Annotated in this window: 12 protein-coding genes; 8 read left to right on the forward strand and 4 right to left on the reverse strand. The window is 58.8% G+C overall.

The window, feature by feature from the left end; all coding sequences use genetic code 11:
* The first annotated feature begins 210 nt into the window (after positions 1 to 210).
* From JKA62_RS10535 to JKA62_RS10555, 5 genes are all read left to right on the forward strand, one after another.
* A complete protein-coding gene (locus JKA62_RS10535) occupies positions 211 to 1218 on the forward strand; it encodes a terpene synthase family protein (protein ID WP_011333305.1) in 1008 nt (335 codons plus the stop codon).
* Positions 1219 to 1333: 115 nt separating this feature from the next.
* The gene (locus JKA62_RS10540) at positions 1334 to 2134 is read left to right on the forward strand and encodes a glucose 1-dehydrogenase (protein WP_011333304.1); all 801 of its coding nucleotides are present in this window, start codon (positions 1334 to 1336) and stop codon (positions 2132 to 2134) included.
* A complete protein-coding gene (locus JKA62_RS10545) occupies positions 2127 to 3956 on the forward strand; it encodes a glycoside hydrolase family 15 protein (protein WP_011333303.1) in 1830 nt (609 codons plus the stop codon). Before JKA62_RS10540 ends, JKA62_RS10545 begins: the two co-directional genes overlap by 8 nt.
* A 308-nt stretch (positions 3957 to 4264) precedes the next feature.
* Positions 4265 to 4654 (forward strand): hypothetical protein, encoded by a 390-nt coding sequence (locus tag JKA62_RS10550; protein WP_011333302.1) that lies wholly within the window; start codon positions 4265 to 4267, stop codon positions 4652 to 4654.
* A 10-nt stretch (positions 4655 to 4664) separates the two neighbouring features.
* Entirely contained in the window at positions 4665 to 5564 is a 900-nt protein-coding gene (locus JKA62_RS10555) for an alpha/beta fold hydrolase (RefSeq protein WP_011333301.1), read from the forward strand.
* On the opposite strand, the gene JKA62_RS10560 is transcribed toward JKA62_RS10555, so the two are convergent.
* Complete coding sequence (locus JKA62_RS10560; protein WP_201817744.1) at positions 5533 to 6516, reverse strand: GlxA family transcriptional regulator; 984 nt, start codon at positions 6514 to 6516, stop codon at positions 5533 to 5535. The genes JKA62_RS10555 and JKA62_RS10560 overlap by 32 nt on opposite strands.
* An 89-nt stretch (positions 6517 to 6605) precedes the next feature.
* On the opposite strand from JKA62_RS10560, the gene inhA reads away from it, so the two are divergent.
* The 3 genes from inhA to JKA62_RS10575 all read left to right on the forward strand — a co-directional run bounded on the left by inhA (position 6606) and on the right by JKA62_RS10575 (position 9885).
* Entirely contained in the window at positions 6606 to 7292 is a 687-nt protein-coding gene (inhA, locus tag JKA62_RS10565) for an isonitrile hydratase (RefSeq protein ID WP_201817745.1), read from the forward strand.
* 133 nt (positions 7293 to 7425) lie between these two features.
* Positions 7426 to 8217 (forward strand): CPBP family intramembrane glutamic endopeptidase, encoded by a 792-nt coding sequence (locus tag JKA62_RS10570; RefSeq protein ID WP_011333298.1) that lies wholly within the window; start codon positions 7426 to 7428, stop codon positions 8215 to 8217.
* Between the two features lie 102 nt (positions 8218 to 8319).
* The gene (locus tag JKA62_RS10575) at positions 8320 to 9885 is read left to right on the forward strand and encodes a methyl-accepting chemotaxis protein (RefSeq protein WP_011333297.1); all 1566 of its coding nucleotides are present in this window, start codon (positions 8320 to 8322) and stop codon (positions 9883 to 9885) included.
* A gap of 525 nt (positions 9886 to 10410) precedes the next feature.
* Here the strand turns inward: JKA62_RS10575 and JKA62_RS10580 are convergent.
* From JKA62_RS10580 to JKA62_RS10590, 3 genes are all read right to left on the reverse strand, one after another.
* Positions 10411 to 10770 (reverse strand): DUF6124 family protein, encoded by a 360-nt coding sequence (locus JKA62_RS10580; protein ID WP_011333296.1) that lies wholly within the window; start codon positions 10768 to 10770, stop codon positions 10411 to 10413.
* Positions 10771 to 10857: 87 nt separating this feature from the next.
* Complete coding sequence (locus JKA62_RS10585) at positions 10858 to 11223, reverse strand: DUF6124 family protein (protein WP_011333295.1); 366 nt, start codon at positions 11221 to 11223, stop codon at positions 10858 to 10860.
* A gap of 537 nt (positions 11224 to 11760) precedes the next feature.
* Positions 11761 to 14628 carry an AAA family ATPase gene (locus tag JKA62_RS10590; protein WP_011333294.1) on the reverse strand — a complete coding sequence of 956 codons (2868 nt, stop codon included), beginning with the start codon at positions 14626 to 14628 and terminating at the stop codon, positions 11761 to 11763.
* Between the last annotated feature and the right edge of the window lie 116 nt (positions 14629 to 14744).

Consider the following 14744-nt stretch of genomic DNA (forward strand, 5'->3'; position numbering starts at 1 on the left):
AATGCACCCGCGAAAGATTCAGGGTTTTGGCTTCGCAAATTGCCTGCCTGACGCTTAGTGGAGGTCGTTGACTGCTCGTCCATTGAGCCGCGCACCTGTCAAACATGACAGGTGCGCAAATTCCGCCAAAGGTTTTACATGGACCTGTCATCCCTGCACAGGAACCGCGTCGGTGAGCATCTCAATCGGCCCCGAGAAAAGGATCACCCCATGAATCAATCCAGCAGTGCCCGGACGCCACGCAGCGCCACTGCCCCCTTTATCGTCCGTGCCGTACGCTGCCCGCCGCCTACGCGCATTGATGAGGCGTTGGGCCAGGAAGTCAACGAACGCCTGATGGAGTGGATATCGAACATAGGGATCTTTGCCGGCAAGGAAGAAAAAATCCGCGCCAGCGACTTCGGTCGCTATGCAATGCTGTGCCATGCCGACACGAATAATCCGGATCGACTGTTACTCGTGGCGCAATGCTTTGCGGCGTTGTTTGCGGTGGACGATCACTATTGCGACGATCAATCCCTCGGCGGTCGCCCCGAGACAGTGGCCGAAAGCTTGTCGTTCGCCCTCACCGCGATCGATCCGGTCTATTTGCCTTCGCCGTTCGACAAAGAACTCCTGAAGCAGCAAATGTGCGACCCGGTAATCAGGGGATTGCTGGCCTACATGAAACGGGTCGCCCAATTCTGCACGCCCTCGCAAGTCGCCCGGGTGCGCCAGATCACCATCGCCATGTTCGTCACCATGGCGGCGGAAGGTCCCTGGCGCCTCTATGGCACTCAACCCACCGTCGCCGAATACCTGGCCAGTCGGCAGGTCAACAGCTTCTGGCCATGCCTGGTACTGATCGACCTGATCGGCGGCTACGAAGTCCCGGCCAATACGTATTCCCGTCCAGACATTCACCACGTCACCGCACTGGCCTCGCTGGCGACCACTCTGGTCAACGATCTGTATTCCGCTTACAAAGAGCACCTGAACGAAACCGGCGACTTCAAGCTGCCTTATCTACTGGCAGCCAGGCACAACTGTTCGCTTCAAGAGGCAATCGACCTGGCAGCCGATATCCATGACGCAGTGATGGAAGAATACGAACGCCTGCACGCAACGCTGATGAAAGGCACGCGCTCGCCGGTATTGCGGCGCTATCTCACCGGATTGAGTACATGGATCGGCGGCAATCTGGAGTGGCATAAACACAGTGCCCGGTACCATATCTGAACCCGTACAGCCCTGCGGGACTCGACTTGATTACGTGCCCCTTCGCATTCACGCTGAACTCTGACTCAAGGATGCCGGTCAGCAGATCAGATCCCCGCATAAGGCGCGACCGTTCATGCAGATTTCCCTCGCCCGCCAAGTGGCTCTTGTCACCGGCGCCAGTTCCGGCATCGGCCACGGCGCCGCCAAAGCCCTGGCCGCTGCCGGTGCCGCTGTCGTCATCAACTACAACCGCCAGGCCGAGCCCGCCGAAGCGCTGGCCCGGCAGATCGTCGCCGACGGTGGTCAGGCCATCGCGATTGGCGCAGATGTTTCGAAAGAAGAAGACGTGGAGCGGCTGTTCCAGCAAACCCTCGACGCCTTCGGCACACTGGACATTCTGGTGGCCAATTCCGGCCTGCAAAAAGACGCGGCGGCTGTGGATATGTCGCTGGCCGACTGGAACGCGGTGATCGACGTCAACCTCACCGGCCAGTTCCTCTGCGCCCGCGCCGCGCTGCGGATCTTCAATCGCCAGGGCGTGCGCGAAGGCGTGTCCCGGGCCGCCGGCAAGATCATCCACATGAGCTCGGTGCACCAGCGCATTCCGTGGGCTGGGCACGTCAATTACGCAGCGTCCAAGGGCGGCGTCGATCAGCTGATGCAGACCCTGGCCCAGGAAGTCAGCCACCAGCGCATCCGCATCAACGGCATCGCGCCGGGGGCGATCCGCACGGCCATCAACAAAGACGCCACCGAAGGCGACGCCGCGCAGGCCCTGCTCAAACTCATCCCTTACGGGCGCATCGGCGATGTCGAGGACGTGGCCAACGCGGTGGTGTTTCTCGCCTCCGATGCCTCCGACTACATCGTCGGCACCACCTTGTTCATCGACGGCGGCATGAGCCTCTATCCGGAGTTCCGTGGCAATGGCTGAGCATCATCCCGAACGACAAAGCCCCATCGACGCCCACGGCATCATTGGCGACCTGCGCAGTGCCGCGCTGGTCAATGACAAGGGCAGCGTGGATTTTTTCTGCTGGCCGGAGTTCGACAGTCCGTCGATCTTCTGTTCGCTGCTGGACACGCCCGACGCGGGAATTTTTCAGCTCGCGCCGGACCTACCCGATGCCCGGCGCGAACAGATTTACCTGCCAGACACCAACGTCCTGCAGACCCGCTGGCTCAGCGACCACGCCGTGGTGGAAATCACCGATCTGCTGCCCATCGGCGACAACGACGATGCCTTGCCGCTGTTGATGCGCCGGGTGCGAGTGGTCAGCGGACAGGCAACGTTTCACCTGCGCTGCGCGGTTCGGCATGACTACGCCCGCGCTGAAACGCGCGCCGTCATCGATAAAAAGGATGTGCTGTTCAGCGCTTTAGATCAGCCGACACTGCGGCTGGCTTCGGATCAAACCCTGAGCGTCGATAACGCTGCGGCAGTCACACAGTTCACCCTCAAGCAAGATCAGACGGCGGCATTCATGCTCGGCGCCAGCGACGATCCGCGCTTCGCCGAAGGCGCCGCGCAACTGTGCATCGAGCGCACGCTGAAGTTCTGGCGTGACTGGATCGGCCAGTCCAACTATCGCGGTCGCTGGCGGGAAATGGTCAACCGCTCGGCCCTCGCCCTCAAGCTGCTGACCTCGCGCCAGCACGGCGCAATCCTCGCCGCCGCCACCTTCGGCCTGCCGGAAACTCCCGGCGGCGAACGCAACTGGGACTATCGCTACACCTGGATCCGCGACGCCTCCTTCACCGTCTACGCCTTTATGCGCCTGGGCTTTGTCGACGAAGCCAACGCCTATATGCGCTGGCTGCGCGGGCGGATCAGCGATTGCAGCGGCCAGTCGTCGATGAAGCTGAACATCCTCTACGCCATCGACGGCCGTCAGGAACTGCCGGAAACCGAACTTACGCATCTATCCGGACACGGCGGCGCGAAACCGGTACGGATCGGCAATGGCGCGTACAACCAGATTCAACTGGATATCTTCGGCGAACTGATGGACGCCGTTTATCTGGTCAACAAATACGGCGACGCGATTTCCCAAGAAGGCTGGAAACATGTGATGGAAGTGGTCGATCAGGTCTGTGAGACCTGGCAGACCAAGGACGTAGGCATCTGGGAAATGCGCGGTGAGCAACATCACTTCCTGCACTCACGGCTGATGTGCTGGGTGGCACTGGACCGGGCAATCCGCCTGGCCTCGAAACGCTCGCTGCCGGCGCCCTTTGCCCGCTGGGACCAGACCCGTCAGGCGATTCATGCCGACATCTGGGACAACTTCTGGAACGAAGAGCGTGGGCATTTCGTGCAATACCGAGGCGGTACCGCGCTGGATGGCTCGATGCTGCTGATGCCGTTGGTGCGCTTCGTCAGCGCCAAGGATCCGAAGTGGCTGGCGACGCTGGAAGCGATCGAGAAGCATCTGGTGCGTGACGGCATGGTTTACCGCTACCGCAACGACGATGCCGGCATCGATGGTTTGTCGGGCACTGAAGGCGCTTTTGCTGCGTGCTCGTTCTGGTACGTCGAGTGTCTGGCTCGGGCCGGGCAAGTGGAAAAGGCCCATCTGGAATTCGAGCAACTGCTGCGTTACGCCAATCCGCTGGGTCTGTACGCGGAGGAATTCGACAACCGTGGACGGCATCTGGGCAACACACCCCAGGCGTTGACCCATCTGGCGCTGATCAGCGCGGCGAGTTTTCTCGATCGCAAGTTGAGTGGGGAGAAGAATTACTGGCAGCCGTAGTCATCCTTCTTCGCCAGAGACTGTAAGAAAGATCCCAACTCCAATCGCCGTTTGTAGGATGGCTACCTACGAACGGCAAACACCTCCGAGCCTTGCGGTTGAAGGGCTGGCCCACACAATCGATTCCTTTCGATACAACTTGTTGATGGCACGGCCTACAGAAAGCTGCCAACCCCGTGTAACGCTTGGCCCGCAACTCGCACTCACACCCCGAAATACCTTGTTGCCAGCTGTTACATCCCCCCCTACCATCCACCGCAACGGGCACAGCGGAGCTGTCCAATAAAAACCCGATTCAAGGAACCAGAATGAGCCAACGCATCCACCGCCAGATCGACACCCCATTGCGCACCGGCCTCAAGCGCGACGAACTGTGGGAAGCCGCCGACAAAGGCCTGATCAAATGCTGGGAAATCGGCCGCCAGCGCGCCGCCCGCTTCCCCGACCTCGCCCAACGCTGCAGCGCCGATGAACTGCCGGTGCTGGGCTGGAAAGGCGGAGTCAGTCGCAGCCTGAAGAAGAATGAAAAGTACGGATCGCTGAAATACCTGGCTCAGTGGCAGGGTTTGCGTGGGGAAGATCTGGATATCGATTTGAGTGCCGAACGGGTGCTGACCTGCTCGCGGACGAAAATGGTGGTGACATTTACGCCGGATCGCAGCAAGTATTTCAATCAGGTGGCGGAAGCCGAAACTTGAGGAATCCCGTATGACCCGAGCCGTGATGCAGTTTTGCAAGACTGAAAGTCTGACCATCGCCTATGAGCATCACGGCCCGGAAAACGGCATGCCGGTCATTCTGCTTCACGGCTTCCCCTACTCTCCCCGCGCCTATGACGAAATCGCCCCAACCCTCGCCGCCCAAGGTTATCGGGTGATCGTGCCGTACCTGCGCGGTTACGGCCCGACCCGTTTCAATAGCCCGGACACACTGCGCTCCGGCCAGCAAGCGGCGCTGGCGCAGGATCTGCTGGATCTGATGGATGCCCTGGGTATCGAGCAAGCGACATTGTGCGGTTACGACTGGGGTGGTCGGGCAGCGTGCATTGTGGCGGCGCTGTTTCCTGAGCGGGTGCGCGGGTTGGTGACAGGTGATGGCTACAACCTGCAGGACATTCCGAATTCGATCCAGCCGCTGGATCCGCAGAGCGAGCATCGCTACTGGTATCAGTATTACTTCCACACGCCCCGTGGCGTTGTAGGGCTGACGCAGAATCGTCGGGCGCTGTGCGAGTTGCTGTGGCAATTGTGGTCACCGACCTGGGCGCGGAACGCCGAGCGTTTTCCGCTGAGCGCGCCGGCGTTCGACAACCCGGATTTCGTCGAGGTGGTGATTCACTCTTATCGCCATCGCTTCATGTATGCGCCGGGCGATCCGGCGCTGGAGGGGATGGAGCAGGCGCTGGAGAAACAACCGGCGATCGGCGTTCCGACGATTTCGCTGTGCGGTGCCGATGATGGCGTTGGCCCGGCGCCGGCGGACGATGACGATGCGCACCACTTCAACGGACTTTACGAGCGGCGGGTGTTGGCGGGTGTCGGGCATAACATTCCCGAGGAAGCACCGGGCGAAACGCTCAAGGCATTACTGGATCTGCTGCGGCACTGACCGAAAACCGCTCCCGATACGCCTGCGGCGTCACACCTATGGCTCGCAGGAAACTGCGTCTTAACGTCTCTTCACTGCCAAATCCACAATTGGCCGCCACCCGTTTAATCGGCAATCCGGTATCGCTCAGCAACCGGCGGGCGGTTTCGACGCGGATCAATTCGATGGCGCGGGCCGGGGTCTGGCCGGTGTCGGCGCGGTAGTGGCGCACGAAGCTGCGCTCGCTCATGCCGGCCTGTTCGGCGAGGGTCGGGATGCCCAGGTCGCAGGTCAGGTGTTCGGCGATCCACGCGTGCAGATCATCAAAGCGGTTGCCCTGTTTTTGCAGTGACAGTGTCACGCTGAATTGCGACTGCCCGCCCGGGCGCTTGAGGAACACCACCAGTTGCCGGGCAACGTCCAGAGCCATGTCGCGGCCGAGGTCGTCTTCGACCATGGCCAGCGCCAGGTCGATGCCGGCGGTGACGCCCGCCGAGGTCCAGACCGGTCCGTCGTTGATGAAGATCGGATTCGGTTCGACCTTTAATTGCGGGTGTTGCTGCGCCAGTTGTTCGCAACGGGTCCAGTGAGTGACGACCCGGCGACCGTCGAGCCAGCCGCTGGCCGCCAGCAGAAATGCGCCGGTGCAGACCGAGGCCACGCGCCGACAGCCATTCGCATGTTCACGCACCCAATTCACCAACCCGGCGTCTTCGGCAGCGGCATAAACGCCCCAGCCTCCGGCGATGATCAGCGTATCGCTGGGCTGTTTCGGCAGCGGTTCGGCCAGCATCGCCAACCCGGCGGACGAGTTCACCGCCCCGCCACCGCTGGCGATGACCGTTGGCGCATACGGCGCAGGCAATCCCTGCTGGCGGGCGATATCGTTGGCCGAGGCGAAGACCTGTAACGGCCCGGTGACATCGAGCAATTGCACATTGGCGAACGCGAGGACGTGGATGGTTTTCGGCATTTGGCGTAATTCGTGGGCTGATTGGCGTATGCGCCAAAACCTACGCGCCTACAGTGAAGCCGTCTACCCCCTTTTCACGGAGAAGAACCATGGCGTTGCAGATCGGTTTTCTGTTGTTTCCCCAGGTGCAGCAACTCGACCTGACCGGCCCGTATGACGTGCTGGCCTCTCTGCCGGACGTGCAGGTGCATCTGGTCTGGAAGGATTTGGTGCCGGTAACTTCCAGCACCGGGCTGCAGCTGAAACCGACCACTACGTTCGAGGACTGCCCGGTTTTGGACGTGATCTGCGTACCCGGCGGCGCCGGGGTCGGGCCGTTGATGGAGGATGAGCAGACGCTGGACTTCATCAGGTCGCAAGCGGCACAGGCTCGGTACGTTACGTCGGTTTGCACCGGTTCGCTTGTGCTTGGCGCGGCGGGTCTGTTGCAAGGTAAACGGGCGACTACGCACTGGGCATATCACGATTTGCTGCCGACACTGGGCGCGATTCCGGTGAAGGATCGGGTGGTGCGTGACGGCAATCTGTTTACCGGGGGCGGCATCACCGCCGGGATCGATTTTGCCCTGACACTGGCGCAGGAACTGGTCGGTGTCGATACGGCGCAACTGGTGCAGTTGCAGCTGGAATACGCGCCGGCGCCGCCATTTGATTCGGGCAGCCCGGACACGGCGCCGAGTGCTGTTGTCGATGAGGCGCGCAAGCGTGCGGCGCCTTCATTGAAGTTGCGCACTGAAATCACCGAGCGTGCTGCGGCGAAGCTCAATCTGCGCTGATTCGTGCGCAACATAGGCCCTGCGGGGACCAACCCGCAGGGCCTGCGAACCGGTTTAGCCCTACACCTTCACTTGTCCCCCCGCCCCCAGCCGTGTAGAAAGCCTGTCCACAAATCGTGCACAAGGACTTTCCATGACAGCTCTGCCATGGCTCTATCTCGGGCTTCTCAGCCTTGGTTACGGATTGGCGCTGAGTTTCGGCCAGCTCGGCTGGCTGGCGCTGATCTCCATTGCACTGCTGGTTTTCGCCGGTTATGCCGTGCGCCAGCAAACCGTGCCGGTCGGGCGTTATCTCGGGCATGGCCTGTTTATCGTGTTGGCTCTGGCGCTGGCCCTGCACTGGCTGCCGGGCTTCTACAACGGTCGGGCCATCGAGCCGCAGCGCTTCACCGACAATGCCGTGCCGTTCTCGATGTACCTGAATCTCGACAAACCGCTGATTGGCTTCTGGCTGCTGCTGGTCTGCCCATGGATCGTCGCGCGTCGTTCGTTGCGCCTGACCGTCTACGCCACTGCGCTGGCACTGACGTTGAGCGTGATTCTGGCGCTGGGCGGCGCGGTATTGCTGGGTATGATCACCTGGGCGCCGAAATGGCCGGATCAGGCGTGGCTGTGGGTGCTGAACAATCTGCTGCTGGTGACGCTGGTCGAAGAAGCGCTGTTTCGCGGCTATATCCAGGGTGGCCTGAGTCGGCGTTTCCAACACCTGCCCTACGGCGAAAACCTCGCGTTGCTGCTGGCTTCCCTGCTGTTCGGCCTGGTGCATGTGGGCGCCGGCTGGCAATGGGTGTTGCTGGCGAGCCTGGCGGGTGTCGGCTATGGTCTGGCCTACCGTTTTGGCGGGCTCGGCGCGGCGATCGCAACGCATTTTGGCCTGAACCTGCTGCATTTCGGCCTGTTCACCTATCCGATGCTCGCGGGTTGAAGCAAGGGCCGTTTTGCGACGCCGTACTTATAAATGAAAAAAAATTTCAATAAATGGCCGACCCCGCCGACAACCTTTCAAAGCCTTGCGGATTGAAAAACCATGCGTAACAACCAGCCCATTACACAACGCGAACGGACTTTCCCGGCTCAGCAACGGTTGATTTCCACAACCGACGCCAAGGGCGTGATCACCTACTGCAACGACGCTTTCGTCGAAATCAGCGGGTTTTCGCGTGAAGAACTGATCCGTGCGCCGCACAACCTGGTTCGTCACCCTGACGTGCCGGCGGCGGTGTTTTCGCACATGTGGGGCACACTGAAACAAGGCTTGCCATGGATGGGCATTGTCAAGAATCGCTGCAAGACCGGTGACCATTACTGGGTGAACGCCTATGTAACGCCGGTGTTCGAGGGCAATCAGGTGGTCGGTTACGAGTCGGTGCGGGTCAAACCCACCGCCGAACAGATCCGCCGTGCCGAAGCGCTCTACCAACGCATCAACCAGGGCAAGTCGGCGATTCCTTCGAGCGACAAGTGGCTGCCGATTGTGCAGGACTGGCTGCCGTTCATTCTGGTCAGCCAGCTGAGCTTCATGATCGGCGCCACGCTGAACTCGCAGTGGGGCTTCGCCCTCGCCGCCGGTCTGTCGGTGCCGCTGGGCCTGCTGGGCCTGCAATGGCAACAACGCGGGCTCAAGCGCCTGCTGCGTCTGGCCGAGCAGACCACCTCCGACCCGTTGATCGCGCAGATGTACACCGACAGCCGTGGCGCCCAGGCGCGTCTGGAAATGTCGATCCTCAGCCAAGAAGCGCGCCTGAAAACCTGCCTGACCCGTCTGCAGGACACCGCCGAGCACCTGACCGATCAGGCCAAACAGTCCGACGCCCTGGCGCATAACAGCTCCAGCGGGCTGGAACGTCAGCGCGTGGAAACCGAACAGGTCGCCACCGCCGTCAACCAGATGGCCGCCACCACCCAGGAAGTGGCGAGCCACGTCCAACGCACCGCCGACGCCACCCAGGAAGCCAATCGCCTGACCGGTCGCGGCCGCGACATCGCCGGGGAAACCCGCGAAGCCATCCAGCGCCTGTCGGTCGTGGTCGGTGAAACCGGCCTGACCGTCACCCAACTGGCCAAGGACAGCGACGAAATCGGCGGCGTGGTCGACGTGATCAAAGGCATCGCCGACCAAACCAACCTGCTCGCGCTCAACGCCGCGATTGAAGCCGCGCGTGCCGGCGAGATGGGCCGTGGTTTTGCCGTGGTCGCCGACGAAGTCCGCCAACTGGCACAACGCACCAGCGAATCCACCGGCCAGATCCACGCCCTGATCGCCAAACTGCAACAGACTGCATCCAGCGCCGTACAAACCATGGAAGCCGGGCATCGCCAGGCGGAAGAAGGTGTAGCGCGGGTTCTGGAAGCGGATCAGGCCCTGGTCGGCATCAGCGAAGCGGTGGCCAACATCACCGACATGACCACCCAGATCGCCGCCGCGACCGAAGAGCAAAGTGCCGTGGCTGAAGAAATCAGCCGCAACATCAGCAACATCTCGGAACTGGCGGACCAGACCTCGGAACAGGCGCATAACTCGGCGCTGTTGAGTGAAGAGCTGACCAAGACTGCCAACACGCAATACTCGTTGGTGGAGCGGTTTAACCGCTGATTGTTCTGGCAATAAAGAAACCCCGGACAGCGAAAGCTTCCGGGGTTTTTATTGCCTGTCTGAAATGGACGTAGCCAGCACCGCCCTCTTCGTGGGCAAGCCCACTCCCACAGGGTTTCGCATTGGCCACAAAATCTCGCGACACCACAACCCATTGTGGGAGCGGGCTTGCCCGCGAAGAGGCCAGGCCTGCTGGCGAAAATCTCATTCAAAAAGCGCGGACAGTGCCTACAACTGAATCAGACCCAACTGACTGGCACGCGATGAAGCCCGGCTCTACTTTGTCGTACAAACCTACTCACACGGGCTAGCCAACATGAATACATCACGTACGCAGCATCCGATGATCAGGACTGACAAACCTGTGAGAAAGGAAGTCCGAGGAGAACTGACATTCCTTGAAGTGCGGCGAGCGGCACGTGATGGGCAGAAAGCATTCGATAAATTTGTGATCACTGGCAGGCTGTGACCTTTTGATATCGATGAAAAAACCGGAAGCCAAACACTTCCGGTTTTTTGTGTCGTTTACTCCTTCGGCACGAGGTTATCGAGCGCCTGATTCACCGCCAACTCACCCAACATCACCACCTGCGCAATGCCCAACAGGGTCTTGCGGTTCGGCCCTTCCAGCAGGCCGGCGAAGTCACCGAGCATGACCGTGGCTGACGCGAGGGATTCGCAGGCGTTGGCCAGCAAGGACTCGGTGTCGGTTTGCGGGTTGACCATGAACATGTCGTTTGGGGTGTAAGGCGTGGCCATGATTTGGGCTGCGGGGGTCAGGTAATAGTCGAGGGCGCGTTCGGCGGCGTCGTGGAGCTTTCTTGAATCGGGAAATTCGTACGGGGACACCGGATCTTCTAACGGTGGAATGACGGTCTTGGACATTAGCTGGAACTCCGGAAAGAGTCGCTTGAGGATTTTTATAGACGGCTGCCTGACAGTGAGGGGACAAGCCCCTCACCGGGGCGGCAACTACCGCGAAACGTGATGGTTATCCAGCACACGATTGACCAGCAGCTCACTCAGCATGATGACCTGCTGCAGTATCTGCATCGCCTTGCGCTGCGATGGATCGACGGTGTCGCCAATAACCCGGGCCATGTCACTGGCCGACGACAGCGTTTCGCACGCTTCGACCAGCAGCGTCTCGTCATCCACCGTTGGATTGACCAGATAAATCCTGCCGGGCTTGCGCGATGGCTTGGATGTCTTCTGCGCCCCAGGATCGAGGTAATGATTGATCGCCCGTTCGGTTGCCGTTTTTATGTTTTCGGCTTCGAGTGCGGCGTCGTAGGGGATTGAATCGGTTTCTGGTGGGTTGGGTGTGACTTTGAACATAGATGTAACTCCTATCGCAGACTTCAAGGAGCCATCACCCACGCTACCAAACGATGGGTGGCGGCCATACGCGGGTTGGTAGACCGGCTGCAATAGGAACCCGGCGCCCACGAATGAGCCCCACGCATGACCACCATAAAACCGAGCCCCAAGAAAGGGACTGCATACGGTGTTGCCACACAGCTATTACAGACGGGCTACCAAACCCGATCACTGTTTTTCAGTGACAGGGAAACGATATAGCCCGCCCCATAGCCGCGTAAGCCGGCGGATTCTGGCGTACGCGTAGGCAACGACGCAAGGTGTTGTAGCCCTTATGGCGTAACGGTTCGTGTACTTTAAACGTGGTTACGCGATCGTGTTTATGCGCTGGAAATGCTGGGCTGGGGGAGCTTTCGGTTTTGGTGACGTGTCAGTGAAGCCTTCCCCCTCACCCTAGCCCTCTTCCCGTGGGAGAGAGGACTTGCTGAGCTAGAGCCCTCTGGAATCTCAGGGAGAATCGAATTAGCTAGATAAACGAACTAACCTTTCAGGGCACTAGGCAGGCGGCAACTCAGCGGGCAGCTCCCCGGCTCGCTCGCGGTCAGCCATGCTCACTACACAGCGCTCGATGAACTGAAGCTCATGGGTGAGCTCAAGGGCGCGCTTTTCCAACGCCTTCAACCCTGCCTGATGTTCTTTCTGCACCTCTTCAGGTGCTCTGGCGAGTCCTGCTAATTTCCTGCGGCCCTTCTCGACTTTCTCATTCACCTCTGCAAGGTACCTTTCTCCGGACTCCTTCTTTTTGTCCATGAAAAGCTGACATTCCAGAAAACGGATCGCGTCGTAGATTCTCGAAACCTCACCACTGGTCTTGGAGTGCACAAAGTTCAGGCTTTCTTCATCAAATGCATGATGTTCTTGATTTTGGCCACCCCAGTTCACCAGATCATTCTTGATAAAATTGAAATACGATAGGTCGTAGTCAATGAAGGGCTCCACTAGCTTGAAGGTGTGCTCCAGGCTCACCTGCAGGTACATACTCTTCTTGAGCTGAGATTTGTTGAAGTTCGCGGTGACCTGGACGCCGTTTTCAATGCAGAACTCCAGCACCATGGACTCGAACCAGATCCGGCAATACAGCAACGCTTGCCGAACGTCGAAGACCGACAACGCCATGTGCACCTTTTTCTGGAAACCGCCTGCGTGATCAATCACCACGATGCCTTTGTTCGTGTAGCTGAGCACATGGTTTGCGTGCTGGTCGCATTGAGGATGACGGTCAGCGATGATGCAGAAGCGCTCCCAGAAGAGGCGATCATGGGTGGTTACCACCATCTGGATCCGACGCAGGTAAGTGTCATTGAAAAACAGATCAATGATGTTGGATCGGTGATCCGTGTCGATCGCATTGACGACGTCATCAAAGACGATTAGCGGAAAATTGTTTTTCTCAGCCATCGCCAGAAGAATCGATAAGCCCAATGCCCTCAGATGCCCCTCGCTGAGCACAGCAAATGCATCCAGAAGAGATCCGTCCACGTTGTTGATCTTGATCCGGTAGCTCTCCGAGAGCTTTTCAAAGTTCAGCGTCTCTATCTGCTCATGGTCATCGTCATGGTTATTGATCGCTCGGTAGTACTCGGCAGCCTTGGCTTCGATCCCTGTAATGCGCGCTTTTTCGAGCTCTAGCTTGTAATCCAGCAGGTCGCCATACAGCGTTCGGTATTCAACCTCAAGATCCTTGAGCAATTGGTTGAAGTGACTGTTATCCACAGAATCGTTGAGCAAAACCGTTCTCTGCCCCATCAAGGCAAGCATTCTGTTATTGGCGTTTTTGAACTCGGTTTCTGCACGGGTTTTGATGTCGAACTGTCGCTTCAGCGACTCATCTACCTTCTTGAGGTGTTCGATGAGCTCATTGAGACGGGCCGCTTGAACTTCTGCCTGGTCAACCTCTCGCCGCTTACGCTCGCAGGCGAGCAGATAGGCCTCGATCTGGGCTGTACTGTCAGCACAGAGCGCGATGAAAGCATTGAGGACAGACGCTGCCACTGTCGAGCGATCAGTGGCCGTATGGAATTCTGCGAGCACCGCTTCCAACGCGTCCATCGCCAGTGAGCAGGGTACATCAGCGTAGGTATTACCCTTCACGGAACTGATACCAGTAGCGATCCTGGAAGCCCACAAGACAACTTGAGCATCATTTCTCAGCTTGGATTGCTTCAGAGCCTCCAAGGCTCCGAGCGCTTTGATCTGATCGCGAGCCCTTTCAAAGGGGTTCACCGTGACCTGATCAAGTGGCGTCAAACATGCAGGACAGGTCTGCTCAGACTGTTGTTCCATGGCTTCCAAGGCTTCAAAAACAGCGCGATAGTTAACTTCACTGGCCCTTTGCAGAAAAAGTGTTTCGATCTGAGTTCTGCGGTTGAGCAACCGCTTGGCGATGGCAGAAGTACGTGCAACACGTTTCACAGGAATGACCACTGGTGCCTTGGCTGCTCGCAGTCGCTCGGCCCCACGGATATGCATGTCTATCTTTTTGCGGAGCCGCTGTACCTTTGGACGAATTTCGAAATCCTGATCAGACCGCAGTCCCAATAGCTGACAGGTTTCCGAAATCGCAACTTGAAGATCTGCCCTGTGCTTGCGCCGCTGTTGACCTAGTTCTGTTCGAGCGCGTTCAAGGTTCAGCAGCGCCTCCGCCTGGTCGGCACGCATAAATGTTTTGAGCGTAAAGCTTTCAGGGCGGACGAAACGAGAAATGACTTCTTGGAGCTCTTCCAATCCGAACAAGGTGGCCAAGACATCACTTTCGCCACTGCCTGTGTCCTTGGAGCCCAGGAGCGAAAACTCCTGAAGGCGATTGCGATCAATGAAACAGCTCGACCAACTGATGCTGGGCGTAATTTTGAGCTTATTCGTTCCCAAGAGAGCGAGCTGAGGCTTGGTTTCTCCACGTGCAATGTACTGCTTGACCTTGGTCTTGCGCCTAGCGGCTTCCTTGATGTCCCCAGTGGTGCAAATTTCGATGGCTTCGCAGAGCGATGATTTACCGCCACCATTGGGCGCGTAGAAAATGTTTTTCAGCTTACTGAATCGAATGAACGTGCCTTTATCGTCGGCGCCAAACTCCCCAAAGCCACGGAAATTCTTGACGCGAAGGTAATCCAACGCCCCCAAGCCCGAAGGTGGTATTCGATCTAGTTCAGGCCTTTTATCGAGCACTTTCTTGAAGCGAGCAGCGACACGTTGGTAGTTGCGACCCAGCAGCTGATCCGACGCCGTGGTGATGTGTGATTTGATGTGGTCTGAGTAGCGGCCCTTGCTTTGGTTAGCCTGGTACATACACCAGAGAAGCACCAGGTAAGCATCAGTGCGCCCCTCAAGATTCTGCCTTGCAAAACTTAAAAGGTACTGACTCATCACGCATCCTCCCCGGTGCACATCAGCGTAGCCGGACTAGCATCAAGATGCCATTACCAGGCGCTTTGGAAAGGCCGGAGCTCGGATAACCTTGGGCAGTCTCGTGCGAGACAGGT

The sequence above is a fragment of the Pseudomonas sp. B7 genome, assembly GCF_016735645.1.
In the GTDB taxonomy this organism is placed as follows: Bacteria; Pseudomonadota; Gammaproteobacteria; order Pseudomonadales; family Pseudomonadaceae; genus Aquipseudomonas; species Aquipseudomonas glycinae.

Bases quoted from the DNA above. Each gene is read 5' to 3' on its own strand.
- JKA62_RS10535 (WP_011333305.1), top strand. From the start codon at position 211: ATGAATCAATCCAGCAGTGCCCGGACGCCACGCAGCGCCACTGCCCCC.
- JKA62_RS10540 (WP_011333304.1), top strand. From the start codon at position 1,334: ATGCAGATTTCCCTCGCCCGCCAAGTGGCTCTTGTCACCGGCGCCAGT.
- JKA62_RS10545 (WP_011333303.1), top strand. From the start codon at position 2,127: ATGGCTGAGCATCATCCCGAACGACAAAGCCCCATCGACGCCCACGGC.
- JKA62_RS10550 (WP_011333302.1), top strand. From the start codon at position 4,265: ATGAGCCAACGCATCCACCGCCAGATCGACACCCCATTGCGCACCGGC.
- JKA62_RS10555 (WP_011333301.1), top strand. From the start codon at position 4,665: ATGACCCGAGCCGTGATGCAGTTTTGCAAGACTGAAAGTCTGACCATC.
- JKA62_RS10560 (WP_201817744.1), bottom strand. From the start codon at position 6,516: ATGCCGAAAACCATCCACGTCCTCGCGTTCGCCAATGTGCAATTGCTC.
- inhA (WP_201817745.1), top strand. From the start codon at position 6,606: ATGGCGTTGCAGATCGGTTTTCTGTTGTTTCCCCAGGTGCAGCAACTC.
- JKA62_RS10570 (WP_011333298.1), top strand. From the start codon at position 7,426: ATGACAGCTCTGCCATGGCTCTATCTCGGGCTTCTCAGCCTTGGTTAC.
- JKA62_RS10575 (WP_011333297.1), top strand. From the start codon at position 8,320: ATGCGTAACAACCAGCCCATTACACAACGCGAACGGACTTTCCCGGCT.
- JKA62_RS10580 (WP_011333296.1), bottom strand. From the start codon at position 10,770: ATGTCCAAGACCGTCATTCCACCGTTAGAAGATCCGGTGTCCCCGTAC.
- JKA62_RS10585 (WP_011333295.1), bottom strand. From the start codon at position 11,223: ATGTTCAAAGTCACACCCAACCCACCAGAAACCGATTCAATCCCCTAC.
- JKA62_RS10590 (WP_011333294.1), bottom strand. From the start codon at position 14,628: ATGAGTCAGTACCTTTTAAGTTTTGCAAGGCAGAATCTTGAGGGGCGC.